We start from the raw sequence: 24715 nt of genomic DNA on the forward strand, positions 1-24715 counted from the left end.
TTTATGCAGTTCGCTACGGAATTCGTTTCCCGGACGCCCGGTTTCTGTGGCAAGAGGCCGCAACTCTGTCGAACCGGAAAAGGGGGTCGGGATGAACATCCACGAATACCAGGCCAAGGCGCTGCTGCGTCAGTACGGCGCACCCGTCAGCGACGGCCGCGTGGTCATGAAGGCCGACGAAGCCAAGTCGGCGGCAGGCGAGATGGACGGCCCGCTGTGGGTCGTCAAGGCGCAGATCCACGCAGGCGGCCGCGGCAAGGGCAGCTTCAAGGAAGCCGCCGCCGGGGAAAAGGGCGGCGTCCGCCTGGCCAAATCCGTGGCCGAGGCCGAGGAACTGACCCGCCAGATGCTGGGCCGCACCCTGGTCACGCACCAGACCGGCCCGTCGGGCAAGCAGGTCAACCGCATCTATATCGAGGACGGCTCGGACATCGCGCGCGAGCTGTATCTGGCGCTGCTGGTCGATCGCGGCTCGTCGCGCGTCAGCTTCGTCGCCTCGACCGAGGGCGGCATGGACATCGAGGAGGTGGCCGCCCACACGCCCGAAAAGATCGTCAGCTTCAGCGTCGATCCGGCGTCCGGCCTGTCCGATTTCCACGGCCGCCGCGTGGCCTTCGCCCTGGGCCTGACCGGCCATCAGGTCAAGCAGTGCGTCCAGTTGGTCAAGAACCTGTATCGCCTGTTCATCGAGCGCGACATGGAGATGCTGGAGATCAATCCCCTGATCGTCACCCCCGAAGGCCAGATCAAGTGCCTGGACGCCAAGATGGGCTTCGACAACAACGCGCTCTATCGTCAGCCCGACATCATGGCGCTGAGGGATGAGACCGAGGAAGACCCCAAGGAACTGGCAGCAAGCAAGTTCGACCTGAACTACATCGCGCTGGACGGCGAGATCGGCTGCATGGTGAACGGCGCCGGTCTGGCGATGGCCACGATGGACATCATCAAGCTGTATGGCGCCGAACCCGCGAACTTCCTGGACGTGGGCGGCGGCGCCACCAAGGAAAAGGTGACCGAGGCCTTCAAGATCATCACCAGCGATCCGAACGTCAAAGGCATCCTGGTCAACATCTTCGGCGGCATCATGCGCTGCGACATCATCGCGGAAGGCATCATCGCCGCCGTGAAGGAGGTGGGCTTGCAGGTCCCGCTGGTCGTGCGGCTTGAGGGGACGAACGTCGATCTGGGCAAGCAGATCATCCGCGATTCGGGGCTGAACGTGATCCCGGCGGATGATCTGTCGGATGCTGCGGAGAAGATCGTGAAGGCGGTGAAGAGGTGATGGCGTTCCGCAGTCATCACCCAATACGACGCGAAACGGCTAAAATGGAAATTATTGAAGTTCTTCGTAAAGCTGGTGGCATAGCAACTTTTGAGCATCTGGATTCCGCAATTCAAGGATTTAGCGGGTCACTCTGGTTTCATCACGAGCACCTGAACTGTGTGCTATGGAAAATTGACCATAATCATGCAGTTGCTTTAAGCGGACTTCTTACTACCGGGATTATCAGAATCGAACCTGCGGCCACTACTGATTATTCGTCAGATAAGATGGCCACATACGTCGAGAATGGCTCTCCGGTTGCTATGCCGATCGCTGATGCAGCGGGTGTTTACAGTGAGCCACACTGGCTTCCTTCAAAACTAATCCTCGAGATCAAGGAACTCTGATCTATGGCCGTTCTCGTCAACAAAGACACCAAAGTCATCTGCCAGGGGATCACCGGGTCCCAGGGCACCTTCCACACCGAACAGGCGATCGCCTATGGCACGCGGATGGTCGGCGGCGTGACCCCCGGCAAGGGCGGCAGCGAACACCTGGGTCTGCCGGTCTTCAACTCGGTCCACGAGGCCGTGGCGAAAACCGGCGCCACTGCGTCAGCGATCTATGTCCCGCCCCCCTTCGCGGCGGATTCGATCCTGGAGGCCATCGACGCGGAAATTCCGCTGATCGTCTGCATCACCGAAGGCATCCCGGTGCTGGACATGATGCGCGTGAAGCGCGCCCTGCAAGGGTCGCAGTCGCGCCTGATCGGGCCGAACTGCCCCGGCATCATGACGCCGGACGAATGCAAGATCGGCATCATGCCGGGCAGCATCTTCCGCCGCGGCAGCGTCGGCGTCGTGTCGCGGTCGGGCACGCTCACTTATGAGGCCGTGAAGCAGACCTCGGACGTGGGTCTGGGCCAGTCCAGCGCGGTCGGCATCGGCGGCGACCCGATCAAGGGGATGGAGCATATCGACGTGCTGCGCCTGTTCCTGGACGATCCCGAAACGGAATCCATCATCATGATCGGCGAGATCGGCGGTTCCGCCGAGGAAGAAGCGGCTGAGTTCCTGGCCGAGCAGAAGGCCAAGGGCAACTGGAAGCCGACGGCCGGTTTCATCGCCGGGCGCACCGCGCCTCCGGGCCGGCGCATGGGCCATGCGGGCGCCATCGTGTCGGGCGGCAAGGGCGACGCCGAATCCAAGATCGAGGCGATGAAGCGCGCGGGCATCGTGGTGGCCGACAGCCCGGCGGGCCTGGGCGAGGCCGTGGTGAAGGCCATCAAGGGGGGAAACTGAACCCTGCCCGCCGCGCGGGCGTTTCCAGGCCTGAGCACCTGCTCTGCTTGCAACAATAGGAGACTGACGATGAAGATGCTTTCCGCCGCCCTCCTTGCCTCGGCTGCTGTACTGGGGGCCTGCGCGCCCGAGCCGATCACCCGTGTCGAAACCACCATCACCACCAGCGCGGTCGATACCGAGGCGCTGGGTACGGCCACCGGCCTGCCCGCCGATGCGGTCGTGGGCGTGACCCGGACCGGCAGCCAGTACACGGTATTCTATCGCGGCGACGCCGTGACGGCCGAACAGGTCGCTGCCGCCCCCGCGACGATCTGCGCCAATACCGCGTCTACCGTGTTCACGGCCGATCCGGTCGATACGACCGCGCCGCAATATGCCGGCGGCGGCGTGCAACGGATGACCGTGACCTGTTCGTGATCTGCATGACCTGCCGTGCCCCCGGCCAAAGGTCCGGGGCACGGATACCGACCAGGGGGACAAGGGTGAAGAATTGGTCTCAGCGCCAAACAGCGGGCCGGACAGGACGGGATCGCAGCCCGGCCCGCAGGCGTCTTGCCGCCGCCTCGATGGCGGTGCTGGTCCTGCTGGGCGCCTGCGGCCGGGGGCCCACGACCGACATCCTGCCCGGCGGCATTCCTGCCATGACCGATCTGCACAGGGCCAGCACCCTGCCCCCCGACTCCGTGCGCACCGTGGCGCGGCGCGGTTTCGGCTGGCGGCTGATCTATCGTCCGGCCCGTGCCCCTGCCGGGGCCGACCAGGGCGCGGCCCGTGCGCTGTGCGGGCTGGAACGGCGCGCGGTTGCCCGGATCGAACGGGTGCCGCGTCTCGACCCCTACGCCGATCCCGGCGCCGCCATCATCGACATCTATTGTGCCTGAGGTTGCCATGACACCGTCCCGTCCCCGAATTTCCGGCCTTGCTTCGCGACCGATGCATGGCCGGCTGCTGATGATCGTCACCGCCGGCGCGATCCTGTCGGGATGCGTCCAGCCCATGCCTGTCGTCCAGCCGGCCCCGGCGGCGGCGCCCGTTCCCTCGGTATCGACGGTTCCGCCCCGCCCGGTGCCGGTCGTTCCGCCTGTCGCGCCGCCCCCCGCCCCGCCCGCGCCTTCGGGTCCGACCGAGGCGCGCAGCGGGTTGCATCAGGCCGCCGTGATCTCGATCACCGGGGATGCCGACAGCCGCTTTACCCTGCTGTTCCGCCCGGCGCTGACCGATCCCGGCCGGATCGCCGCCGCCCCCGCGCAGCTTTGCCGTCAGGCGGGCCGCGATTTGGCGGACAGCCGGTCGAACACCCCCGGAGCGGGCAGCGCTATGCCCGGCGTCCAGATGATGATCGTCACCTGCACCGCCGCCTGAGGCGGCCTTTCCCTCTCCCCATGCGTCGAGGACGCGACATCCGATGACCGAACAGCCAGACAACGCCGATTTCCACGATTCGTCCTTTCTCCAGGGCCACAATGCCGCCTATATCGAACAGCTCTACGGCCGGTGGGCCCAGAACCCGCAGGCCTTCGACGCGGGCTGGGACGCCTTTTTCCGCAGCCTGGGCGACAGCGGAGAGGACGCCGCCCGCGAGGCCAGCGGCGCAAGCTGGAAGCGCGCCGACTGGCCGCCGATGCCGACCGATGAGAACACGGCCGCGCTGACCGGCGAATGGCCGATGGCTTCCAAGGTCGAGGCCACCGCCGCGATGAAGAAGATCGCCGCCAAGGCCGAGGAAAAGGGCGTCAGCCTGACCGAGGAAAAGATGCGCCAGGCGGTGCTGGATTCGATCCGCGCGCTGATGCTGATCCGTGCGTTCCGCATCCGGGGGCACCTGCACGCGAACCTGGATCCGCTGGGCCTGCGCGACGTGCCCGACCATGGCGAACTGAAACCGGAAACCTATGGCTTCGGCCCCGGCGATCTGGACCGTCCGATCTTCATCGACAACGTGCTGGGGCTGGAGATCGCGTCGATCCGTCAGATCACCGACCTGATGCAGCGGACCTATTGCGGCACCTTCGCGATCCAGTTCATGCACATCTCGAACCCCGAGGAGGCTGGCTGGCTGAAGGAACGGATCGAGGGATACGGCAAGGAAATCCAGTTCACCCAGGAAGGCCGCCGCGCCATCCTGAACAAGCTGGTCGAGGCCGAGGGTTTCGAGAAGTTCCTGCATGTGAAATACATGGGCACCAAGCGGTTCGGCCTGGACGGCGGCGAAGCGCTGATCCCGGCGATGGAACAGATCATCAAGCGCGGCGGCGCCCTGGGCGTGAAGGAAATCGTCATCGGGATGCCGCATCGGGGCCGCCTGTCGGTGCTTGCGAACGTCATGTCGAAACCCTATCGGGCGATCTTTCACGAATTCCAGGGCGGCAGCTTCAAGCCCGAGGACGTGGACGGGTCGGGCGACGTGAAATACCATCTGGGCGCGTCAAGCGACCGCGAATTCGACGGCAACACCGTCCATCTGTCGCTGACCGCCAACCCCAGCCATCTGGAAGCCGTGAACCCGGTCGTGCTGGGCAAGGCGCGGGCCAAGAGCGATCAGTTGAGCGACACCCACGACCGCACCTCGGTCCTGCCGATCCTGCTGCACGGGGACGCGGCTTTCGCGGGCCAGGGCGTCGTGGCCGAGTGCCTGCAACTGTCGGGCATCCGCGGCCATCGCACCGGCGGCTGCATCCACATCGTCGTGAACAACCAGATCGGCTTTACCACCGCGCCGCATTTCAGCCGCACCTCGCCCTATCCGACCGACATTGCGCTGATGGTCGAGGCGCCGATCTTTCACGTGAACGGCGACGACCCCGAGGCGGTGGTCCATGCCGCCAAGGTCGCGACCGAGTTCCGGCAGAAGTTCCACAAGGACGTGGTCATCGACATCTTCTGCTATCGCCGCTTCGGTCACAACGAAGGCGACGAGCCGATGTTCACCAATCCCGCGATGTACATGCAGATCAAGGGCCACAAGACCACGCTGCAACTGTACACCGAACGCCTTGTCGCCGATGGGCTGATCCCCGAGGGCGAGATCGAGGATATGAAGGCCGCCTTTCAGAACCACCTGAACGAGGAGTTCGAGGTGGGCAAAGCCTTCAAGCCCAACAAGGCCGACTGGCTGGACGGCAAGTGGTCGGGCCTTGATCGCGAAGGTGCAGAATACGTGTCGGGCGAAACCGGCATCGACCCTTCGGTCATGACGCAGATCGGCCGGGCGCTGACCACCGTGCCGGACGGGCACAGCCTGCACAAGACCGTCGGCCGCCTGCTCGAGGCCAAGCGCCAGATGTTCGAGACGGGCGAGGGGTTCGACTGGGCCACAGCCGAGGCCCTGGCCTTCGGATCGCTGCTTGTCGAAGGCAAGCCGGTGCGTCTGGCCGGCCAGGACAGCACCCGGGGCACCTTCAGCCAGCGCCATTCGGCCTATATCGACCAGAAGACCGAGGACCGCTATTACCCGCTGAACCACATCGCCGAGGGCCAGGCCCGCTACGAGGTCATCGACTCGATGCTTTCGGAATACGCGGTGCTGGGCTTTGAATACGGCTATTCGCTGGCCGAGCCCAATGCCCTGGTGATGTGGGAGGCGCAGTTCGGCGATTTTGCCAACGGCGCGCAGATCATGTTCGACCAGTTCATTTCGTCGGGCGAAAAGAAATGGCTGCGCATGTCAGGACTGGTCATGCTGCTGCCCCACGGGTTCGAGGGTCAGGGGCCGGAACACAGCTCGGCTCGGCTGGAACGGTTCCTGCAAATGTGCGCCGAGGACAACTGGATCGTTGCCAACTGCACCACGCCGGCGAACTATTTCCACATCCTGCGCCGCCAGATGCACCGCCGGTTCCGCAAGCCCCTGGTGCTGATGACGCCCAAGTCGCTGCTGCGCCACCCCAAGGCCGTCAGCCGGGCCGAGGATTTCCAGACCGGCAGCTATTTCCACCGGGTGCTGTGGGATGACGCCCAGCAGGGCAGCTCGGACGTCACGCTGGTGCCCGACAACCGCATCCGCCGTGTCGTGATCTGTTCGGGCAAGGTCTATTACGATCTGCTGAAGGCACGCGACGAGGCGGGGATCGACGACATCTATCTGCTGCGGCTGGAACAGTTCTATCCGTTCCCCGCGCAATCGATGGTTAAGGAACTGGCCCGCTTCAAGGATGCCGAGGTGATCTGGTGCCAGGAAGAACCCAAGAACCAGGGCGGGTGGAGCTTTGTCGACCCCTATCTGGAATGGTGTCTGGACCGGCTGGGCGCGCGCCACAACCGCGCCCGCTATGTCGGCCGCAACGCCGCCGCCTCGGTCGCCACGGGCCTCGGATCGCGCCACAAGGCCGAACAGGAAGCCCTGGTGAACGAAGCCTTGTCGATCGAAGGATGACGTGATGCCCACCGAAGTCCGCGTGCCCGCCCTGGGCGAATCCGTCACCGAGGCGACCATCGCCACCTGGTTCAAGAAACCGGGCGACGCCGTGGCGGTGGACGAGATGCTGTGCGAACTGGAAACCGACAAGGTGACGGTCGAGGTGCCCAGCCCTGCCGCCGGCATCCTGGCCCAGATCGTCGCGGCCGAAGGGGAAACCGTCGGTCCTGACGCGCTGCTGGCCCAGATTACGGAAGCCGGCAGCGACACCGCCAAAGAACAACCGCAGGCCGCACCGCAGACGGCCCAGAAGACCCCGGAAGGACAACAGACGATGAGCGGCAAATCCGTGGATGTGATGGTGCCCGCGCTTGGCGAAAGCGTGACCGAGGCAACCGTGGCCACCTGGTTCAAGAAAGCGGGCGACACGGTTGCCGCCGACGAGATGCTGTGCGAACTGGAAACCGACAAGGTTTCGGTCGAGGTTCCGGCCCCGGCGGCGGGCGTGCTGGCTGAAATCCTGGCCGAGGAAGGCGCCACCGTGGATGCCAAGGCCCGGCTGGCGATCATCGTCGAGGGTGCGGCGGGCGCCGCATCCGCCGGGCCTACCGGCCGGATCTCTGACAGCAAGGGCGCTCATGGCAATGCGGTGCCGGTCGGTTCGGCCTCGGGCGGCGAGGATGGGACCACAGCCGGCCAGGTGGCAAGCCCCGGCGCCGGTCCCGAACAGATGATACCCCGCAGCGATGTCGAGGACGCACCCTCGGCCAGGAAGGCGATGGCGGAACAGGGCATCGGCCGCGATCAGGTGACGGGGTCGGGCCGCGATGGCCGCGTGATGAAGGAAGACGTGGCCAAGGCCCAGCCCGCCGCTAGGCCCGCCGCCCCTGCTCCTGCCCCTGCCGCCCCCCGCCCGGCCGAGGATGCGGCGCGCGAGGAGCGCGTCAAGATGACCCGCCTGCGCCAGACCATCGCGCGGCGCCTGAAGGACGCGCAGAACACGGCGGCGATGCTGACGACCTATAACGAAGCCGACATGTCCGGCATCATGGGTCTGCGCACCGAATACAAGGACGCCTTCGAGAAAAAGCACAAGGTCAAGCTGGGCTTCATGTCGTTCTTCGTGAAGGCCTGCTGCCACGCCCTGAAAGAGGTCCCCGAGGTCAACGCCGAGATCGACGGCACCGACGTGGTCTACAAGAACTATGTCAACATGGGCGTGGCCGTCGGAACCCCGAACGGGCTGGTCGTCCCGGTCGTGCGCGACGCCGACCACAAGGGCTTTGCCGCGATCGAAAAGGAAATCGCCGAACTGGGCGCCAAGGGCCGCGACGGCAAGCTGACCATGCAGGAAATGCAGGGCGGCACCTTCACCATCTCGAACGGCGGGGTCTATGGCAGCCTCATGTCCTCGCCGATTCTGAACCCGCCGCAATCGGGCATCCTCGGCATGCACAAGATCCAGGACCGGCCGGTCGTCGTCGGCGGCGAGATCGTGATCCGCCCGATGATGTATCTGGCACTGTCCTACGATCACCGGATCGTGGACGGCAAAGGCGCGGTGACGTTCCTCGTGCGCGTGAAAGAGGCGCTGGAGGATCCCAGAAGGTTGTTGATGGATTTGTGAGGTAGGGGGCTACTAGCGCGTTGAGATTGGAGACTTGCCTGTGGAAATGACTGACATTATCGCACCCTCCCTCATCGCGCTATTGATCCTGTACCTTGTCATAAGGATCGACCACCGAGTGAAACTGATGAAGATGACCCAAGATCGTCGATCACTTGAGTATATGAAGCTCGAAGTCGACTTGGAGGCCATACAAAACAGTTTGATAGTCATTAGCCGAGAACTTGGCGATGCGAGTGAGGCAGTCGTTCGTCAGCGAGATCTAAAGCCAGGTCTTCTCAAATTTTTGATCGAAGAAGGTAACCAGTCTCCAAATTTACTTCGTGGGCTACAACTGCCTGACCCGGAAGTCGATAAGGTTTTCGGTAAAGACGATATTATCAGAAGACTGGGGCTTGAAACTGCTGACCCATTGGGACCGAATGGCAAATGATCGGTTTCGGGGGAAATTGTGGGGCGCGGATGCGACCCGGATCCGCGCCGCCATGACAAAGGACTGAAAAGATGCAGATGCTCGCCCACTACACCATCGCCGATTTTGCCGCCTTCAAGAGAGCCTTCGACAGCGACGCCGAGGATCGCGGTAACAACAGCCTGAATTTGCTGCAGCTTTGGCGCGAAGGGGCCACCTCGGCCTGGGCACTCTACGAGGTCGCCGACCCGGCCCGCGCCCGCGCCTATCTCGACGGCGCCGCGGGGGTGTTCAACAGTCAGGCCGGGGTCAGCGCCACCGATTTCCATTTTCTCGAAAACGCCTGACGCTGCATGACCCCCGAACTCACCGCCCTCGCGCTGGCGGGCCTGTTGCAGGCCTTGCAGTTTGCTGCCTTTTCCGTTGCCGCCAACCGTCAGGTCGGCCCGCGGGTCGCGATGGGGCCGCGCGACAATGCCCCCTTGCTCAGGGGCACGGCCGGCCGGTTGCAGCGCGCGCTGAACAACCATTTCGAAGGCCTGATCCTGTTCACCATGGCCGTGGTCGTGGTAACGCTGGGCGGACAGGCCAGCGGCGTGACCGCCGCCTGCGCATGGATTTATCTCGCCGCGCGGATCCTTTATGTCCCGGCCTATGTCCTGGGCTGGGTGCCCTGGCGTTCGGTCATCTGGGGCGTGGGATTCGGCGCAACGATGTTGATGATACTGGCCGCGCTGTTCTAGGCCGCAGCCACCGACGGACAAGAAGGAGCAATCATGTCCACCTATGATCTGATCGTGATCGGCGCCGGGCCGGGCGGTTATGTCTGCGCCATCCGCGCGGCCCAACTGGGGATGAAGGTCGCCTGCGTCGAAGGCCGCGACACCCTGGGCGGCACCTGCCTGAACGTGGGCTGCATCCCCTCCAAGGCGCTGCTGCACGCCAGCCACATGGCGCACGAGGCGCACGAGAATTTCGAGAAGATGGGCCTCATGAACGCCCATGTCGACATCGACTGGCAGAAGATGCAGGGCTACAAGGCCGACACCGTCGCCGGCAATACCAAGGGCATCGAATTCCTGTTCAAGAAGAACAAGATCGACTGGCTGAAAGGCTGGGCCGTGATCGAGGCGCCGGGCAAGGTCAGGGTCGGGGACACGATCCACGACGCCAAAAACATCGTCATCGCCAGCGGCTCGGTCCCTGCGACGCTCAGGGGCGTGACGGTGGATAACGACGCGGGCGTGGTGGTGGATTCGACCGGCGCCCTGGCCCTGCCGAAGATCCCGAAATCCATGGTCGTGATCGGGGCGGGCATCATCGGGCTGGAACTCGGGTCGGTCTATGCGCGCCTGGGAACCGAGGTAACGGTGGTCGAATACCTGGATGCCATCACCCCCGGCATGGACGGCGAGGTGCAGAAGCAGTTCCAGAAGATCCTGACCAGGCAGGGTCTGAACTTCATCCTGGGCGCGGCCGTGTCGGGGGTCGAGGCCCGGTCCGATGGCGCGACCGTCAGCTATGCGCTGCGCAAGGACGACAGCGCCCATACCCTCGACGCCGAAGTCGTGCTGGTCTCGACCGGACGCCGCCCCTATGCCGAGGGTCTTGGCCTTGACGCCCTGGATGTGCAGATGACCGATCGCGGTTTCATCCAGGTGGACGGCCACTGGCAGACCAGCGTCGAGGGCATCTACGCCATCGGCGACGCGGCGCCCGGCCCGATGCTGGCCCACAAGGCCGAGGACGAGGGCATGGCCGTGGCCGAGGTGATCGCCGGAAAGCATGGTCATGTGAACCACGACCTGATCCCCGGCGTCATCTACACCATGCCCGAGGTCGCCAGCGTCGGCATGACCGAGGAGGCCGCCAAGGCCGACGGACGCAAGATAAAGGTCGGCAAGTTCCCGTTCATGGGCAATGCGCGGGCCAAGGCGGTTCTTCAGGCCGACGGCTTCGTCAAGCTGATCGCGGATGCGGAAACCGATCGCATCCTGGGCTGCCACATCATCGGGCCGAATGCGGGCGAGATGATCCACGAGGTCTGCGTGGCCATGGAATTTGGCGCCGCTGCGCAGGATCTGGCGCTGACCAGCCATGCGCATCCCACCACATCAGAGGCCGTGCGCGAGGCCGCCTTGGCCTGCGGCGACGGGGCCATTCATGTCTGACCTGGGCAGGCGCGCCCTGATCCTGGCAACCCTTGCCCTTGCCGCCTGTGGCGGCGGGGGCAACCGGCAGATGCCCGGCGGCCTTGGCCCGAACGGGCTTTACCCGAACGAGACGCCGCACCTGCGGTCGCGCATCAACTTCTGGGCCGATCACTATGACGTACCCCCCGCCATCGTGCAGCGCATCATCCTGCGCGAATCCCAGCACCGCCCCGGCGCGCGCAACGGCCCCTATTACGGGCTGATGCAGCTCAATCCGCAGACCGCACGGACCATGGGCCACCGCGGATCGCCCGCCGCCCTGCTGGATGCCGATACCAATTTGCGCTATGGGGTCAGATACCTGCGGGGGGCCTGGATGGTGGCGGACGGGGATCCCGATGAAACGGTCATGTGGTATTCGCGCGGCTATTATTACGAGGCCAAGCGCCGGGGCCTGCTGAAGCGCACCGGCCTGCGCGGCTAGCGCTTCTTCGTTGTCCAATACCCTCGGGGGGTGAATTGCGGTCGTCAGGCCGCAAGAGGGGGCGCGAGCGCCCCCTTTCTTTTTCAATGATGCCTTGCGTCCTTCAGCGCCGCGACGCCGGGCAGTTCCTTGCCCTCCATCCATTCGAGAAAGGCGCCACCGGCGGTCGAGATGAAGGTGAAATCCCCTGCCACGCCCGCCTTGTTCAGCGCCGCGACGGTATCCCCGCCCCCGGCGACCGAAATCAGCTTGCCGTCGCGCGTCAGGCCGGCCGCCGCGCGCGCCGCCGCATTGGTGGCGCGGTCGAACGGCTCGATCTCGAAGGCGCCCAGCGGGCCGTTCCAGATCAGCGTCTTGCACCCGGCCATCGCGTCATGCAGCGCATCGACGGTCGCGGGGCCTGCGTCCAGGATCATCGCATCCGCCGGGCACTGATCGGCCGGCAGCACCTGGGATTCGGCGCCCGCCCTGAATTCGCGCGCCACCACGATGTCCAGCGGCAGGTGGATCACGCAACCGCCCTGGTCGGCCTTTTCCAGGATCTGCCGCGCCGTATCGGCCATGTCGCGTTCGGCCAGCGACTTGCCGACCTCGATCCCCTTGGCGACCAGAAAGGTGTTGGCCATGCCGCCGCCGATTACCAGGTGATCGACCCTGTCCACCAGGTTCATCAGCAGATCCAGCTTGGTGGACACCTTGGCCCCGCCCACCACGGCCATCACCGGCCTTTGCGGTGTGCCAAGCGCCGCGTCAAGCGCCTTGAGTTCCGCCTCCATCAGCCGCCCTGCCCCGGACGGCAGCAGGCGCGCCAGCCCCTCGGTCGAGCCATGCGCCCGATGGGCGGCAGAAAAGGCGTCGTTGATGTAAACCCCACCAAGCGCGGCGATGGAGGCGGCAAATGTCGGGTCGTTCTTTTCCTCGCCCTCGTGGAAGCGGGTGTTTTCCAGCAGCGCGACATCACCCGGCTTCAGGCCGGCCACCACGCGCTTGGCCGGGCCGCCGATGCAGTCGTCGGCAAAGACGACCGGCTGCCCCAACGCGGCCTCCAGTGCCGGGACGATCTGCTTCAGGCTCATGGCATCCACGCGCTTGCCCTTGGGCCGGTCGAAATGCGCCAGCAGGACCGGGATTCCGCCCCTGGCCTGAATGGCCTTGATCGTTGGCACGATCTTTTCGATCCGCGTGGCATCCGTCACGCGACCGTCCTCGACCGGAACGTTCACGTCCACGCGCGTCAGGACGACCTTGCCGTCCATGTCCAGATCATCGATCGTCTTGAAATCGGCCATCGCATCGTCCTTTCGGGCATTTGGGCTTGTGTCGGCTTGTCCCGCATGGGGGCATCCGCGTCAACAGTCGCATAACGGTGATGGGCGCGTGAGGGGGTTTGCGCGTTGCCCTTGGGGCGGCAAAGCCCTAGACCAAGACCCGAACGTGGCAAAGGAGGGCCGCATGGCCGAGATCAAGGATCCCGAAAACACCATCGTCATCGAACTGAAGGATGGCCCCGTGGTCATCGAGCTGCTGTCGGATGTGGCGCCGAAACATGCCGAACGCATGAAGGAACTGGCCCGTGCCGGAAAATACGACAACGTGGCGTTCCACCGCGTGATCGACGGCTTCATGGCCCAGACCGGCGATGTGGAACATGCCAACATGGAAAACAACTACAACCCCGGCCGTTCCGGCACGGGCGGTTCGGACCTGCCGGATCTGCCGGCGGAATTTTCCAAGCTGCCCCATGACCGCGGCACGCTGGGCGCCGCCCGGTCGCAGAACCCGAACAGCGCCAACAGCCAGTTCTTCATCAACTTCAAGGACAACCATTTCCTGAACGGCCAGTACACCGTTTATGGCCGGGTGATTTCGGGGATGGAGCATGTGGACAAGATCGCGCGGGGCGAACCGCCGGCGAATCCGGATCGGATGATCTCGGTCAAGGTGGCTGCCGATGCGTAACCTGCTGATCCCCGCCTTCATCCTGGCCGCGTCCGCAGCCCATGCCCAGACCCCTGCCCGGGCCCCTGCCCACGAGGACGGCCCCGGCCCGAACATGGTGATCGAGGTGGCGGGCGCCGACGGCACGGCCAAGGGCACCATCACTCTGGATCTCCTGGCCGACAAGGCGCCCAATCACGTCGCCCGTCTGGTCGAACTGGCGAAATCGGGGGCTTATGACGGCGTGGTCTTTCACCGCGTGATCGCGGACTTCATGGCCCAGACCGGCGATGTGGAACACGGCAAGCAGGACGGCCAGACCACTGCCATGGCCGGCACCGGCGGTTCGGACCTTCCCGATCTCGAGGCCGAGTTCAACGACGTCTCGTTCCAGGCCGGCACCGTCGGCATGGCGCGCGCCCAAGACCCCAACAGCGCCAACAGCCAGTTCTTCATCGACCTGGCCCCGGCGACCTTTCTGGACGGGCAATACACTGTCGTCGGCCAGTTGATCGACGGCTGGGACGTGCTGAACGACATCAAGAAGGGCGACGCGGCCGCCAATGGCGCGGTCGAACAGCCTGACTACATGGCGCGGGTCACGATCGTCGAATGACCTTGCTGAAAGGGGGCCGCGGCCCCTTTTCGCGCTTGCGGCATGGGCGGGGCGGCGACTAGATTGCCGCCGATATGGAAACGCGCCATCTTCCCGATGTCACGGAGATCACCCCGTCGGCGGGGGTCGAGCGTGCGTGCCATGGCTGGCGGGCCAAATGCCTGCAACGGCTGATCCGGATGCGCCTGCCGGTACCGCGTTCCTTTGCGATCCCCGCCGAATCGGTGCAATCCATCGCCACCGGAGGCCAGGTCGATCTGGGCGTGCTGTCTGACCTGTTTTCGCAGGGCGACGGTCTGGTCAGCGTCCGGCCTTCGGCCCTGATGCCCGAATGGGGGGGGCCGGGCACGGTTCTGAACGTCGGCCTGAACGACAGAACCCACGAACGGCTGGCGCGGCGCATCGGCAAGGCGAATGCCGACGGGCTCTATCGTCGCTTTGTCCAGGGCTATGCCATCCATATTGCCCGTCTGGACCCCGACATCTTCGCGCAGGAAGGCGAGGATGCGCTGGCCCAGGCCTTGCGCTGCTATCGCGAGGAAACGGACGAGGATTTTCCCCAGGACCCCGCCATTCAACTGGCCCAGGTCCTGCGATCCATGGCCCGCGCCTGGGAAGGACCGACCGCCCGTCTGCTGCGCCAGGCCAAGGGCGCGCCCCCCGATGCGCCGCTGGGCCTGGTCGTGCAACAGATGGCCCTGGGCCTGGGGCCGGGGCTGTGCGGATCGGGCACCATCCAGTTCGTGGATTCGGTGACGGGTGCGCCCCGCGTGACCGGCCGGTTCCAGCGGCAGCACCATGGCGGCACCGACGGTGCCGGGGCCGGAACGCTGTTCCTGACCCATGACGAACGCGGTCCCTCGCTTCAGGATACCGCACCCGAGGTGTTTGCCGAACTGATCCGCTTCGGCGTGGCCGCCCGCGAACGCCTGCGCGAGGAAATGCAGATCGAATTCGTGGTGATCGACGGACATATCGCCATCATCGACGCCACGCGGGTGCAGCGCACCTCGCGCGCCAGCGTGCGGATCGCCGTGTCGCTGGCCCGCGACGGCATCATCCCGGAATCCGAGGCGGTGATGCGTGTCGAACCCCGCGCCCTGGCCGACCTCCTGCATCGTCAGGTCGATCCCTCTGCGGTCTGCGACGTGATCGCGCGGGGCATCAACGCCAGCCCCGGCGCGGCCACCGGTCGGATCACCTTTACCGCCGCCGCGGCCCAGGCGGCAGCGGCTCGGGACGAAGCGTGCATCCTGGTGCGCCGCGAAACCGTGCCCGAGGATATTCGCGGGATGCACGCATCGGTGGGCGTGCTGACCGAACGGGGCGGCACCACCAGCCATGCGGCGGTGATCGCGCGGGGCATGGGCCTGCCCTGCATCGTCGGCGCGTCCGGAATCAGCATCGACGCCCGCCAGCGCATCCTGCGCGCCGGTGCCATCACGCTGCGCGAGGGCGACGAGATCACCATCAACGGATCGACCGGAGAGGTTCTGGCGGGCCGCGTGCCATTGCTGGAACCGGCGCTTGACGACAACTTCACGCAGCTTCTGGATTGGGCCGATGCCGCGGGCGGGATCGGGGTCCGCGCCAATGCGGACACGCCCGAGGATGCCCGCACCGCGCGGCGCTTCAAGGCGCAGGGCATCGGGTTATGCCGGACCGAACACATGTTCTTCGACGCGGACCGCCTGCCGGCCATGCGCGAGATGATCTTTGCCGACAAGCCCGAGGATCGGCGGCTGGCGCTGGATCGCATCCTGCCCATGCAGCGCCAGGATTTCACCGACCTGTTCGAGATCATGGCCGGCCTGCCCGTCACCATCCGCCTGTTCGACCCGCCCCTGCACGAATTTCTGCCCAACGACCGCGAGGGGTTGCGCGAACTGGCCGATTCCCTGGACCTGCCCTTGTCCGATGTGACCCGCCGGGTCGAGGCGCTGTCGGAGTTCAACCCGATGCTGGGGATGCGCGGGGTCCGGCTGGGCATCACCATCCCGGAAATCTACGACATGCAGGCCCGCGCCATCTTCGAGGCCACGATCGAGGCGAGCCGCAGGGGCGACCCCGTGGTCCCAGAGATCATGATCCCCCTGGTCAGCGCCATGCGCGAGGTGGAACTGGTCAAGAACCGCATCGACGCGGTGGCGGCGGCGGTCAGGAATGACCGGCGCACGGATTTCACCTATCGTCTGGGCGTCATGGTCGAAACCCCGCGCGCCTGTCTGCGGGCGGGCGACATCGCCGCCCATTCCGCATTCCTGTCGTTCGGCACGAACGACCTGACGCAGATGACCTATGGCCTGTCTCGCGACGACGCCGGCCGCTTCATGGGCACCTATGTCGGCCAGCGCGTTTATGACGAGGACCCGTTCCACTGCCTCGACCAGGACGGCGTGGGCGAGTTGCTGCTGACCGGCGCCACGCGCGCCCGTCAGGAACGGCCAGAGATCACCATTTCGGTCTGCGGCGAACATGGCGGCAATCCGGAATCGATCGGCTTCTGCCACGAAGCGGGCTTCGATTACGTGTCGTGTTCCCCTTTCCGCGTGCCTGTGGCCCGTCTGGCGGCGGCCCAGTCGGCCCTGCGGATGCGCCATCGGATCGACGAAAACTGATCCGATTCGAATCAAATTCACGGAAAATATTCCGTTGCATCAGAATATTACCACACGCGCAAAAGTTGATAACTTACCATTTCCCGCCAAACAGGTGGGTCGGTGTCGGCAATTTGCTGCCGAAATCAAGCGGCTTCCACCGTTTCAGCCATCTCACGGCAAAGTTCCATAGCGTGCTGAATTCATAAAACCGTAATCATTCCGCTGATCGCTGCGACCGCCACTTGCTCTGGCCCGCGGCGGTCTTAACGGCCTGTCCACCCACGACGGTTATAGGAATGATTATGAGAACGCTGCTTCAGCGGATGGCGCCCCTTTGCCTGTGCGCCTCTGCCCTGACCTTCATGTCCACAGCCGCCATTGCAGGCAATGGATCGCTGTTTTCGTCTGACGCCGGACTGTTCGGCGGCGCCCCTGCCAGGGCGCAGCCGTCGGATTCGATGTCGCTTCTTCAGGCAGGCAGCGGGCCGTCGCGGGCGCGTGCGGCGGCGGTCCGGAACGACCCCCAGCCCGAGGTGGTGCCCGCCAGCACCGGCACCCGGCGCGACCAATTCACCGAACGCGACCTGAACTGCCTGGCCGAGGCCATCTATCACGAGGCCCGCGGCGAAAGCGTCAAGGGGCAGGCCGCCGTGGCCGAGGTGGTGTTGAACCGTGTGGACAGCAACAGGTTCGCATCCTCGGTCTGCGGCGTGGTGAACCAGCCCAAGCAGTTCAGCTATACCATCGGCGGGCGCAAGCCGATCCGGAACAAGTCAGCCTATCTGCGCGCACGCGAGATCGCCCGAGAGGCTTTGGCGGGCGCACCCCGTATGCTGACCGGCGGAGCGACCTATTTCCACACGCCGGCCGTCAGCCCGTCCTGGGCGCATCGCTTCCAGCGCACGGTGCGGATCGGCCAGCACATCTTTTACCGTCCGGGCGGGCAGCGCGTCGCCTCGAACTAGGGGCGACGCGTTCCTGCGGGCTTGCCAGCCGCCCGGATTTGCGGTGAATGGCAGGCATGATCCAGCCAGACCGCATCCATCTGCGCGACCATGTCGTCCAGGCCGAAATCGGCGCCTTCCAATCCGAGCGCGGCCGCACCCAGCGGCTGCGCTTCGAGCTTTCGGTGGACCTGCGCGACCCGGTCGGGGCCGAGGATGACGACGTTGACCGCATCCTGTCCTATGACGTGCTAGTCCAGGCCGTGGATGCGGCCCTGGCCGACGGGCGCTGCAATCTGGTGGAAACGCTGGCCGAACGCATCGCGGCCGAGGTTCTGGCCGATCCCCGCGCCGCCCGGATCACCGTGACGGTGGAAAAGCTGGACCGCGGCCCGGGCGCCCTGGGCATCACCATCGCGCGCGATGCGGCGCGGATGGCGGTCAGCGGACAGCGCCCCGCGGTGCAGATCGTCGTGGGCCAGCCCGACCGTCTGCCCGACGATCTGTCCGGTGGGACCGTGGTCGTGATGCCCGACGGTCCCGCGCGGCCCCTGCCGTGCGGGGGCGATCCAAGGCGCATCGCGCTGCTGGGGTTCGATCAGGCCGCCTGGATTCTGGCCGAAGCCCTGGGGATCGAGGTGGCGGAAACCCGCACCGAACTGGATGCGGCGGTCCGGGCCGGAACTCCGGTCGTCTGGGCGCCCCTGCGCCTGGCGGTCGATGCCCCGGACCTTTCCGCCGAGGCCGCCCCCATGGCCCTGTGGCTGGCGGGGCGCCTGTCGGCCACCCATATCCGTTTCGCAGGCGCAGGCCCCCTGCCCGATATGCCCGACGGATTATCCGTCAAAATCGGCCGCATGGACGAGACCGCCCCGTGACCCTGTATCACAGGCCCCTGCCCACCCCCCACGGCCATCATCCCCTGGCGGGTGGCTGGACACGATTTTCCCAAGTCGAGGTTCTCGAGCGCGGCAAGCCGCCCCGCATTTCGTCCGATATTCCCGCTGACGTGCTGGCGGCACTGACGGCGCCGCGCGTCCCTGTCGCCGGGCTGTCGATGGACCGGCCCCGCGTCATGGGCATCGTCAACGCCACCCCCGACAGCTTTTCCGACGGCGGGCGCTATGACCCCGCGGAGCAGGGCGAGCGGCTGATTGCAAGCGGCGCCGACATGCTGGATATCGGCGGCGAATCCACCCGCCCCGGCGCGGCCGAGGTTCCCGTGCCCGAGGAAACCGCCCGCGTCCTGGCCCCGGTCCGCGCGCTGGCGGGCCGCGTGCCCGTTTCCGTCGATACCCGCAAGGCCGCCGTGGCCCGTGCCGCGCTGGCGGCGGGTGCGGCGATGGTCAACGACGTATCGGGCCTTGATTTCGATCCGGCCCTTGGCGATGTGGTCGCACAGGGGGGCGTGCCCTTGTGCCTGATGCACGCCCAGGGCCTGCCTGAGACGATGCAGGACGATCCGCGCTATGACGACGTGCTGCTGGATGTCTATGATGCGCTGGCGGACCGAATCCGCCGGGCCGAGGCGGCGGGCATCCCCCGCCATCGCATCGTCATCGATCCGGGCATCGGTTTCGGCAAGACCGAGGCGCATAACCTGGCCATCCTGCAGCGGATTTCGCTGTATCATGGGCTTGGCTGCCCGATCCTGCTGGGCGTGTCGCGCAAGCGGTTCATCGGCGCCATCGGCGGGGCGGACGATCCGCTGGACCGCGGGCCGGGAACGCTTGCCGTGACGCTGGCGGTGATCGCGCAGGGGGTCCAGATCCACCGCGTCCACGATGTCGCGGCTCTGGTCCAGGGAATTCGGCTGTGGCAGGCTGTGGAAAACGACAAAAGGGCAAAACCATGAGCAGAGGCTTGTTCGGGACAGACGGCGTGCGCGGGCGCGCCAACACCCACCCCATGACGGCGGAAATGGCCCTGCGCCTGGGGGCGGCGGCGGGACGGTATTTCCGCCGCTCGGGCGCCAACAGCGCGCATCGCGTGGTCATCGGCAAGGACACGCGCTTGTCGGGATACATGCTGGAAAACGCCCTGACCGCAGGGTTGACCAGCACCGGCATGAACGTGCTGCTGCTGGGCCCCGTGCCGACGCCGGCCGTCGGGTTCCTGACCCGGTCGATGCGGGCGGATGTGGGCATCATGATCTCGGCCAGCCACAACCCGGCCGAGGACAACGGCATCAAGTTCTTTGGCCCCGACGGCTTCAAGCTGTCCGACGAGGCCGAGGCCGAGATCGAAAGCATCGTCGCGGGCGAGATCGTTCCCGCCGATCCCGCCCGGATCGGCCGCGCCAAGCGGATCGACGACGGGCGCGGCCGCTATGTCGAATATGCCAAGACCACCTTTCCGGCGGGACAGCGGCTGGACGGGCTGAAGGTCGTCATCGACTGTGCCAACGGGGCTGCCTATCGCGCGGCGCCCGACGTGTTGTGGGAACTGGGCGCCGAGGTGATCCCCCTGGGCGTCAAGCCCGACGGATCGAACATCAACGCGGGCGTGGGATCGACCCATCCGGAAGCCTGCGCGCAGGCGGTCCTGGATCACGGCGCGCATCTGGGCATCAGCCTGGACGGCGATGCCGACCGGGTCATCATCATCGACGAACAGGGCCGGGTGGCCGATGGCGACCAGATCATGGCGCTGATGGCGGCCCGCTGGGCCGAGCAGGGGCGGTTGCGGGGCGGCGCCCTGGTCGCCACCGTGATGTCGAACCTGGGACTGGAACATTTCCTTTCGGCCAGGGGCCTGCGGCTGGAGCGCACCAGGGTCGGCGACCGCTATGTCGTCGAACGGATGCGCGAAGGCGGCTTCAACCTGGGGGGCGAGCAGTCCGGCCATATCGTGATGACCGACTATGCCACCACGGGCGACGGGCTGATCGCGGCCATGCAGGTTCTGGCCGCCATGGCCGACACGGGCCACAGCGCCAGCACCCTGGCCGCGCAGTTCGACCCCGTTCCGCAGCTGCTGCGGAACGTGCGCTATGCCGCCGGGGCCGATCCGCTGTCGGCGGCCGAGGTGCGCGCCGTGATCGCCCAGGCCGAGGCCCGGCTGGCGGGCACCGGCCGCGTCCTGATCCGCAAGTCGGGGACCGAACCGCTGATCCGCGTCATGGCCGAGGCCGAGAACGAAGCCATCCTGCGCGAGGTCGTGGACGGCATCGTGGCGGCGGTTGAAAAGGCAGCCTAAGGCGCAACGGCGTCCCGCAGCAGCCGGGGGCGCTTCGCCCCCCGGACCCCCCGAGGATATTTGGACCAAGGCAAAGGGTTCAGGGCGTTTCCGCAACCGGATCGAAATCATAGATCCAGTCGAACCGCGACAGGATCGCGCCCGGCGCGACCCGGCCGCCCAGACGCAGGGCGGTATGGGCGAGCAGGCGTTTCGGCCCGGTCAGGTGATAGTTGCGCGCATTGTCGTTCGCTGCCGCGACGATGCGGGCCGTGCGCGGCCTGCGCAGCGATTCGTATCGGGCAAGGGCAGTGCCCTGGTCGGGACCAGTGTCCAGGCAGGCGGCCAGGGTCCAGGCATCCTCGACCGCCATGCAGGCGCCCTGGGCCATGAAGGGCAGGGTCGGGTGGGCCGCGTCGCCCAGGATCGCGATGCGGCCGTCCTGCCAACGATGCGCAACCTCGTGGCGGAACAGGCCCCAGACATGGCATTCGCCGACCCGCGCCAGCCAGTCGGGCACCGGGCCGCGGAAATCGGCAAAGGCCGCGCGCAGATTGGCCGGATCATCGGGACGCGACCAGTCCTCGTCCTGCCAGTCGCGGGTTTCCAGGACGGCCACGATGTTGCGCAGGCCCCCCGCAAGGGGATAGCTGACCAGATGACGGCCCGGCCCCATAAAGACATGCGCCTCGGGCGTTTGATCGTCATCCGCAATGACGGCTCGCCAGGCGCTCTGGCCGGTGAAGAACGGCACCTCGCGCCCGTTCAGGGCCATGCGGATGCGGCTGTGCAGACCATCGGCGCCGATCAGCAGCGGCCCATCGGGCGGGCTTTCGACCTCGCGCCCAAGCTCGATCCGCACCCCGGCCATTCGGGCGGCCTGCACCAGAACCTCGATCAGGCGGGCCCGGTGGATCAGGCGAAACCGGGCTTCGGGATAATGCCGCGCCAGATCGAGGCGGACCACCTCGGCCCCGCTGGGGTCACGCAGGCGCACCCCGCGGCCGGGCAGCGACATGGCGTCGATGGCGGCGCCCAGTCCCAGGGCATCCAGAACCCGCATGGCGTTGGGGGAAAGCTGCAAACCCGCCCCGACCTCGGCAATGACGGGCGCGCGTTCCAGCACGGTGACATCGGCGCCCCGCCGACGCAGGGCCAGTGCCGCCGTCAGGCCCGCGACGCCGCCCCCGACAATGCCGACAGGGCGCGACTGCAAGGCCCCGGTCATCGGTTCAGTCGTCGCGATGGACCCGTTCGCGGCGTTCGTGGCGTTCCTGCGCCTCGAGCGTCATGGTGGCGATGGGGCGCGCATCCAGGCGGCGCAGGCTGATCGGTTCGCCCGTCATCTCGCAATAGCCGTATTCGCCCGTCTCGATCCGGCGCAGGGCCGCGTCGATCTTGCTGACCAGCTTGCGCTGGCGGTCGCGGGTGCGCAGTTCCAGCGCCCGGTCGGTTTCCTCGCTGGCGCGGTCGGCCAGGTCGGGAACGGACCGGGCGCTGTCTTGCAGGCCTTCCAGCGTTTCGGCGGACTGATCCAGCAGTTCCTGCTTCCAGGCTTCCAGCTTGCGGCGAAAGTATTCACGCTGCCGGTCGTTCATGAAGGGCTCATCCTCGGCGGGACGATAGTCCTGGGGCAGGAAGGTCTGGGCTTTCATTAATCCTCTCCGGCGGCACCGGGATGGAACGACACCGGCACCCTTGCGCGCCCCCTTAAAGTATGACGTGCTGCTTGTCACTAGGCGAAACGCCAAGCATCCAACGCATCGGGCTATCGCATGGCCTTGTGGCCAAGCCTTTCACGCCAAAGGAGAGTTTCATGCAATTCACCGGCACCGGCCGATATGTCGCCCCGCCCGACCTGGCGATCGCGGTCAATGCGGCCGTGACGCTGGAACGCCCGCTGCTGGTCAAGGGAGAGCCGGGCACCGGCAAGACCGAACTGGCCCGGCAGGTGGCAGAAAGCCTGGGCCTGCCGATCATCGAATGGCATGTCAAATCAACGACCAAGGCACAGCAGGGCCTTTACGAATACGACGCCGTATCCCGCCTGCGCGACAGCCAGTTGGGCGATGCGCGGGTCCATGACGTGGCAAACTACATTCGCAAGGGCAAGCTGTGGCAGGCCTTCGAGGCGCCGCAAAAGGTCGTTCTGCTGATCGACGAGATCGACAAGGCCGATATCGAGTTTCCGAACGATCTGCTGCAAGAACTCGACCGGATGGAGTTTCACGTTTACGAGACGGGCGAAACGATCCCGGCCTTGCATCGGCCGGTTGTGATCATCACCTCGAACAACGAAAAGGAACTGCCGGACGCCTTCCTGCGTCGGTGTTTCTTTCACTATATCCGCTTTCCCGACGCCGAGACGCTGCGCGCCATCGTCGATGTCCATTACCCCGGCCTGAAGCGCGGACTGCTGGATCAGGCGCTGACGCAGTTCTTTGATCTGCGCGACACGCCGGGGCTGAAAAAGAAACCGTCCACAAGCGAGCTTCTGGACTGGTTGAAGCTGATCCTGGCCGAGGATCTGACAGCCGAGGATTTGCGGCGCGATCCCCACACCCTGCTGCCCCGGCTGCATGGCGCGCTGCTGAAGAACGAACAGGACGTGGCACTGTTCGAAAAGCTGGCCTTCATGGCGCGGCGGCCGCGATAAGAGAGCCCTCTGGTCCGCCGCGCCGGACCCCACGCCAAGGCGGATTCTACGTCCGCCCTGGCGCCAATTCCACCCGGAGCTGCGGGTGTCAATCCGACGGCGGCTGAACCCCGTCCGGGCTTTCTTCCATCGGCACCAACGGCTCGTCCGGACCCGGTGTGCCGGTAGCGGTTCCCAGCGGCGGGGGCAGATCGCCCGGCACGGGGGCGACCGACTCGCTGTCAGGGACAGCTTCAAGAGACGCATCGCCGGTGTCGTCGGATGCCGGACCGCCGTCAGGGGCGGGCGGGTTGCCGGGGGACATGCGCCCGTGGCCCTGGCCGTGTCCGTAACCGGGATAGCCGTGACCGTGCCGCCGCCCCTGACCATCCCCCATCCGCCGGCAATCCCCGCCCGTCAGGGCGAACTGCATCTCGACCGTGGCGGTGGTCGCGATCTCGCCCGCCGCGATCGGAACCGAGGCCGAATCCTCTGCCGCGCGTGCTTCCATCATCATCGGGCGCGGACCCTCGACCGAAGGCGTGTCGCGCAGGACCAGCACCGGACCCAGGGTCAGACCGGCGGCCTCGGCCAGAACCTCGGCCTTGTGGCGGGCATCGGCGACGGCAGCGCGGCGGGCATCATCCTGGGCGCCGGCATCGTCGTCGCGCAGAAAGGCGATGCCATTGATCTCGTTGGCGCCTGCCGCGACGATCGTGTCCAGGATCTCGCCCAGACGGGGAACGTCGCGGACCCGGACCGTCACCATGTTGCTGGCCTGATAGCCCGTCACGGTGGGCGCGCGTCCTTCGCCGTAATCCATGACGGGGTTCAGGTTCAGACCCGAGGTCTGGATGTCCCCCTGCTCGATTCCTGCGCCGGTCAGCGCCGCGATCACGGCGGCCTGCCGGGTCGAATTCTGGCGCATCGCCTCGGCCGCGCTGGCGGCCTGGGTGGTCACCCCCAACTGGATGGAGGCCATGTCGGGGGCCACGCGGGATTCGCCTGTGCCGGCCACGGTCAGGCGGGACATCCCGGGCGGGCAGAAGGGGCGGTCGTCCCCTTGGGGCTGGGCCATGGAAGGGCCGGCCAGGGCCAGCGCGGTCGAGGCCGCCAGGGCGATCCGTGCAATCCTGCGCGAAACCTGTGTCATGTCCGTTCATCCTTCGTTAACGCCTTCTGGCGCAGAACAGCAGGCACGGCG

25 protein-coding genes are annotated in these 24715 nt (G+C 66.1%); 21 read left to right on the top strand and 4 right to left on the bottom strand.

The genetic code is table 11. From position 1 onward, the window contains the following. The first annotated feature begins 91 nt into the window (after positions 1 to 91). The 13 genes from sucC (at position 92) to EYE42_RS05855 (ending at position 11601) form a co-directional block, all read left to right on the top strand. Positions 92 to 1285, top strand: a complete 1194-nt coding sequence (sucC, locus tag EYE42_RS05795) for an ADP-forming succinate--CoA ligase subunit beta (protein WP_130990370.1) — start codon at positions 92 to 94, stop codon at positions 1283 to 1285. Next, complete coding sequence (locus tag EYE42_RS05800; protein ID WP_130990371.1) at positions 1285 to 1674, top strand: hypothetical protein; 390 nt, start codon at positions 1285 to 1287, stop codon at positions 1672 to 1674. Before sucC ends, EYE42_RS05800 begins: the two co-directional genes overlap by 1 nt. Positions 1675 to 1677: 3 nt before the next feature. Next, on the top strand, positions 1678 to 2568 hold the full coding sequence (sucD, locus tag EYE42_RS05805; protein ID WP_130990372.1) for a succinate--CoA ligase subunit alpha: 891 nt from the start codon (positions 1678 to 1680) through the stop codon (positions 2566 to 2568). Between the two features lie 69 nt (positions 2569 to 2637). Next, on the top strand, positions 2638 to 2988 hold the full coding sequence (locus tag EYE42_RS05810) for a hypothetical protein (RefSeq protein WP_130990373.1): 351 nt from the start codon (positions 2638 to 2640) through the stop codon (positions 2986 to 2988). A 65-nt stretch (positions 2989 to 3053) separates the two neighbouring features. Further along, positions 3054 to 3452: a hypothetical protein gene (locus EYE42_RS05815; protein ID WP_130990374.1), complete on the top strand. Its 399-nt coding sequence runs from the start codon at positions 3054 to 3056 to the stop codon at positions 3450 to 3452. A 70-nt stretch (positions 3453 to 3522) separates the two neighbouring features. Further along, positions 3523 to 3933: a hypothetical protein gene (locus EYE42_RS05820; RefSeq protein WP_165455720.1), complete on the top strand. Its 411-nt coding sequence runs from the start codon at positions 3523 to 3525 to the stop codon at positions 3931 to 3933. A 43-nt stretch (positions 3934 to 3976) separates the two neighbouring features. Further along, the gene (locus tag EYE42_RS05825) at positions 3977 to 6943 is read left to right on the top strand and encodes a 2-oxoglutarate dehydrogenase E1 component (protein WP_130990376.1); all 2967 of its coding nucleotides are present in this window, start codon (positions 3977 to 3979) and stop codon (positions 6941 to 6943) included. A gap of 4 nt (positions 6944 to 6947) precedes the next feature. Continuing rightward, on the top strand, positions 6948 to 8552 hold the full coding sequence (gene odhB / locus EYE42_RS05830; protein WP_130990377.1) for a 2-oxoglutarate dehydrogenase complex dihydrolipoyllysine-residue succinyltransferase: 1605 nt from the start codon (positions 6948 to 6950) through the stop codon (positions 8550 to 8552). A gap of 118 nt (positions 8553 to 8670) precedes the next feature. After that, entirely contained in the window at positions 8671 to 8985 is a 315-nt protein-coding gene (locus tag EYE42_RS05835; protein ID WP_130990378.1) for a hypothetical protein, read from the top strand. Positions 8986 to 9056: 71 nt separating this feature from the next. Beyond that, a complete protein-coding gene (locus EYE42_RS05840; RefSeq protein WP_130990379.1) occupies positions 9057 to 9311 on the top strand; it encodes a hypothetical protein in 255 nt (84 codons plus the stop codon). A 6-nt stretch (positions 9312 to 9317) separates the two neighbouring features. Next, positions 9318 to 9707, top strand: a complete 390-nt coding sequence (locus EYE42_RS05845) for an MAPEG family protein (protein WP_130990380.1) — start codon at positions 9318 to 9320, stop codon at positions 9705 to 9707. 33 nt (positions 9708 to 9740) lie between these two features. Beyond that, entirely contained in the window at positions 9741 to 11135 is a 1395-nt protein-coding gene (gene lpdA / locus EYE42_RS05850) for a dihydrolipoyl dehydrogenase (protein ID WP_130990381.1), read from the top strand. After that, entirely contained in the window at positions 11128 to 11601 is a 474-nt protein-coding gene (locus EYE42_RS05855; RefSeq protein ID WP_130990382.1) for a transglycosylase SLT domain-containing protein, read from the top strand. The genes lpdA and EYE42_RS05855 overlap by 8 nt, the downstream gene beginning before the upstream one ends. Before the next feature lie 83 nt (positions 11602 to 11684). On the opposite strand, the gene EYE42_RS05860 is transcribed toward EYE42_RS05855, so the two are convergent. Beyond that, entirely contained in the window at positions 11685 to 12890 is a 1206-nt protein-coding gene (locus EYE42_RS05860; protein ID WP_130990383.1) for a phosphoglycerate kinase, read from the bottom strand. A 163-nt stretch (positions 12891 to 13053) separates the two neighbouring features. Here EYE42_RS05860 and EYE42_RS05865 point away from each other — a divergent pair, with 163 nt between their 5' ends. The 7 genes from EYE42_RS05865 (at position 13054) to glmM (ending at position 20897) form a co-directional block, all read left to right on the top strand. Then, the gene (locus EYE42_RS05865) at positions 13054 to 13560 is read left to right on the top strand and encodes a peptidylprolyl isomerase (RefSeq protein WP_130990384.1); all 507 of its coding nucleotides are present in this window, start codon (positions 13054 to 13056) and stop codon (positions 13558 to 13560) included. Then, positions 13553 to 14155, top strand: coding sequence for a peptidylprolyl isomerase (locus tag EYE42_RS05870; RefSeq protein ID WP_130990385.1), 603 nt, complete (start codon positions 13553 to 13555; stop codon positions 14153 to 14155). The genes EYE42_RS05865 and EYE42_RS05870 overlap by 8 nt, the downstream gene beginning before the upstream one ends. 74 nt (positions 14156 to 14229) lie before the next feature. Further along, on the top strand, positions 14230 to 16773 hold the full coding sequence (locus EYE42_RS05875; protein ID WP_130990386.1) for a putative PEP-binding protein: 2544 nt from the start codon (positions 14230 to 14232) through the stop codon (positions 16771 to 16773). A gap of 284 nt (positions 16774 to 17057) precedes the next feature. Beyond that, positions 17058 to 17720, top strand: a complete 663-nt coding sequence (locus tag EYE42_RS05880) for a cell wall hydrolase (protein WP_246020600.1) — start codon at positions 17058 to 17060, stop codon at positions 17718 to 17720. A gap of 56 nt (positions 17721 to 17776) precedes the next feature. Beyond that, entirely contained in the window at positions 17777 to 18577 is an 801-nt protein-coding gene (locus tag EYE42_RS05885) for a dihydroneopterin aldolase (RefSeq protein ID WP_130990387.1), read from the top strand. After that, positions 18574 to 19554: a dihydropteroate synthase gene (gene folP, locus EYE42_RS05890; protein WP_130990388.1), complete on the top strand. Its 981-nt coding sequence runs from the start codon at positions 18574 to 18576 to the stop codon at positions 19552 to 19554. Before EYE42_RS05885 ends, folP begins: the two co-directional genes overlap by 4 nt. Next, positions 19551 to 20897 carry a phosphoglucosamine mutase gene (gene glmM / locus EYE42_RS05895; protein WP_130990389.1) on the top strand — a complete coding sequence of 449 codons (1347 nt, stop codon included), beginning with the start codon at positions 19551 to 19553 and terminating at the stop codon, positions 20895 to 20897. The genes folP and glmM overlap by 4 nt, the downstream gene beginning before the upstream one ends. Before the next feature lie 79 nt (positions 20898 to 20976). Here the strand turns inward: glmM and EYE42_RS05900 are convergent, their stop codons facing one another. Then, the gene (locus EYE42_RS05900) at positions 20977 to 22104 is read right to left on the bottom strand and encodes an FAD-dependent oxidoreductase (RefSeq protein WP_130990390.1); all 1128 of its coding nucleotides are present in this window, start codon (positions 22102 to 22104) and stop codon (positions 20977 to 20979) included. Positions 22105 to 22108: 4 nt separating this feature from the next. Continuing rightward, positions 22109 to 22531: an RNA polymerase-binding protein DksA gene (gene dksA, locus EYE42_RS05905; protein WP_130990391.1), complete on the bottom strand. Its 423-nt coding sequence runs from the start codon at positions 22529 to 22531 to the stop codon at positions 22109 to 22111. 161 nt (positions 22532 to 22692) lie between these two features. Here dksA and EYE42_RS05910 point away from each other — a divergent pair, with 161 nt between their 5' ends. Next, positions 22693 to 23532: an AAA family ATPase gene (locus EYE42_RS05910; protein WP_130990392.1), complete on the top strand. Its 840-nt coding sequence runs from the start codon at positions 22693 to 22695 to the stop codon at positions 23530 to 23532. An 88-nt stretch (positions 23533 to 23620) separates the two neighbouring features. On the opposite strand, the gene EYE42_RS05915 is transcribed toward EYE42_RS05910, so the two are convergent. Next, the gene (locus EYE42_RS05915; RefSeq protein WP_130990393.1) at positions 23621 to 24664 is read right to left on the bottom strand and encodes an SIMPL domain-containing protein; all 1044 of its coding nucleotides are present in this window, start codon (positions 24662 to 24664) and stop codon (positions 23621 to 23623) included. Between the last annotated feature and the right edge of the window lie 51 nt (positions 24665 to 24715).

This window comes from Paracoccus subflavus (assembly GCF_004310345.1).
In the GTDB taxonomy this organism is placed as follows: Bacteria; Pseudomonadota; Alphaproteobacteria; order Rhodobacterales; family Rhodobacteraceae; genus Paracoccus; species Paracoccus subflavus.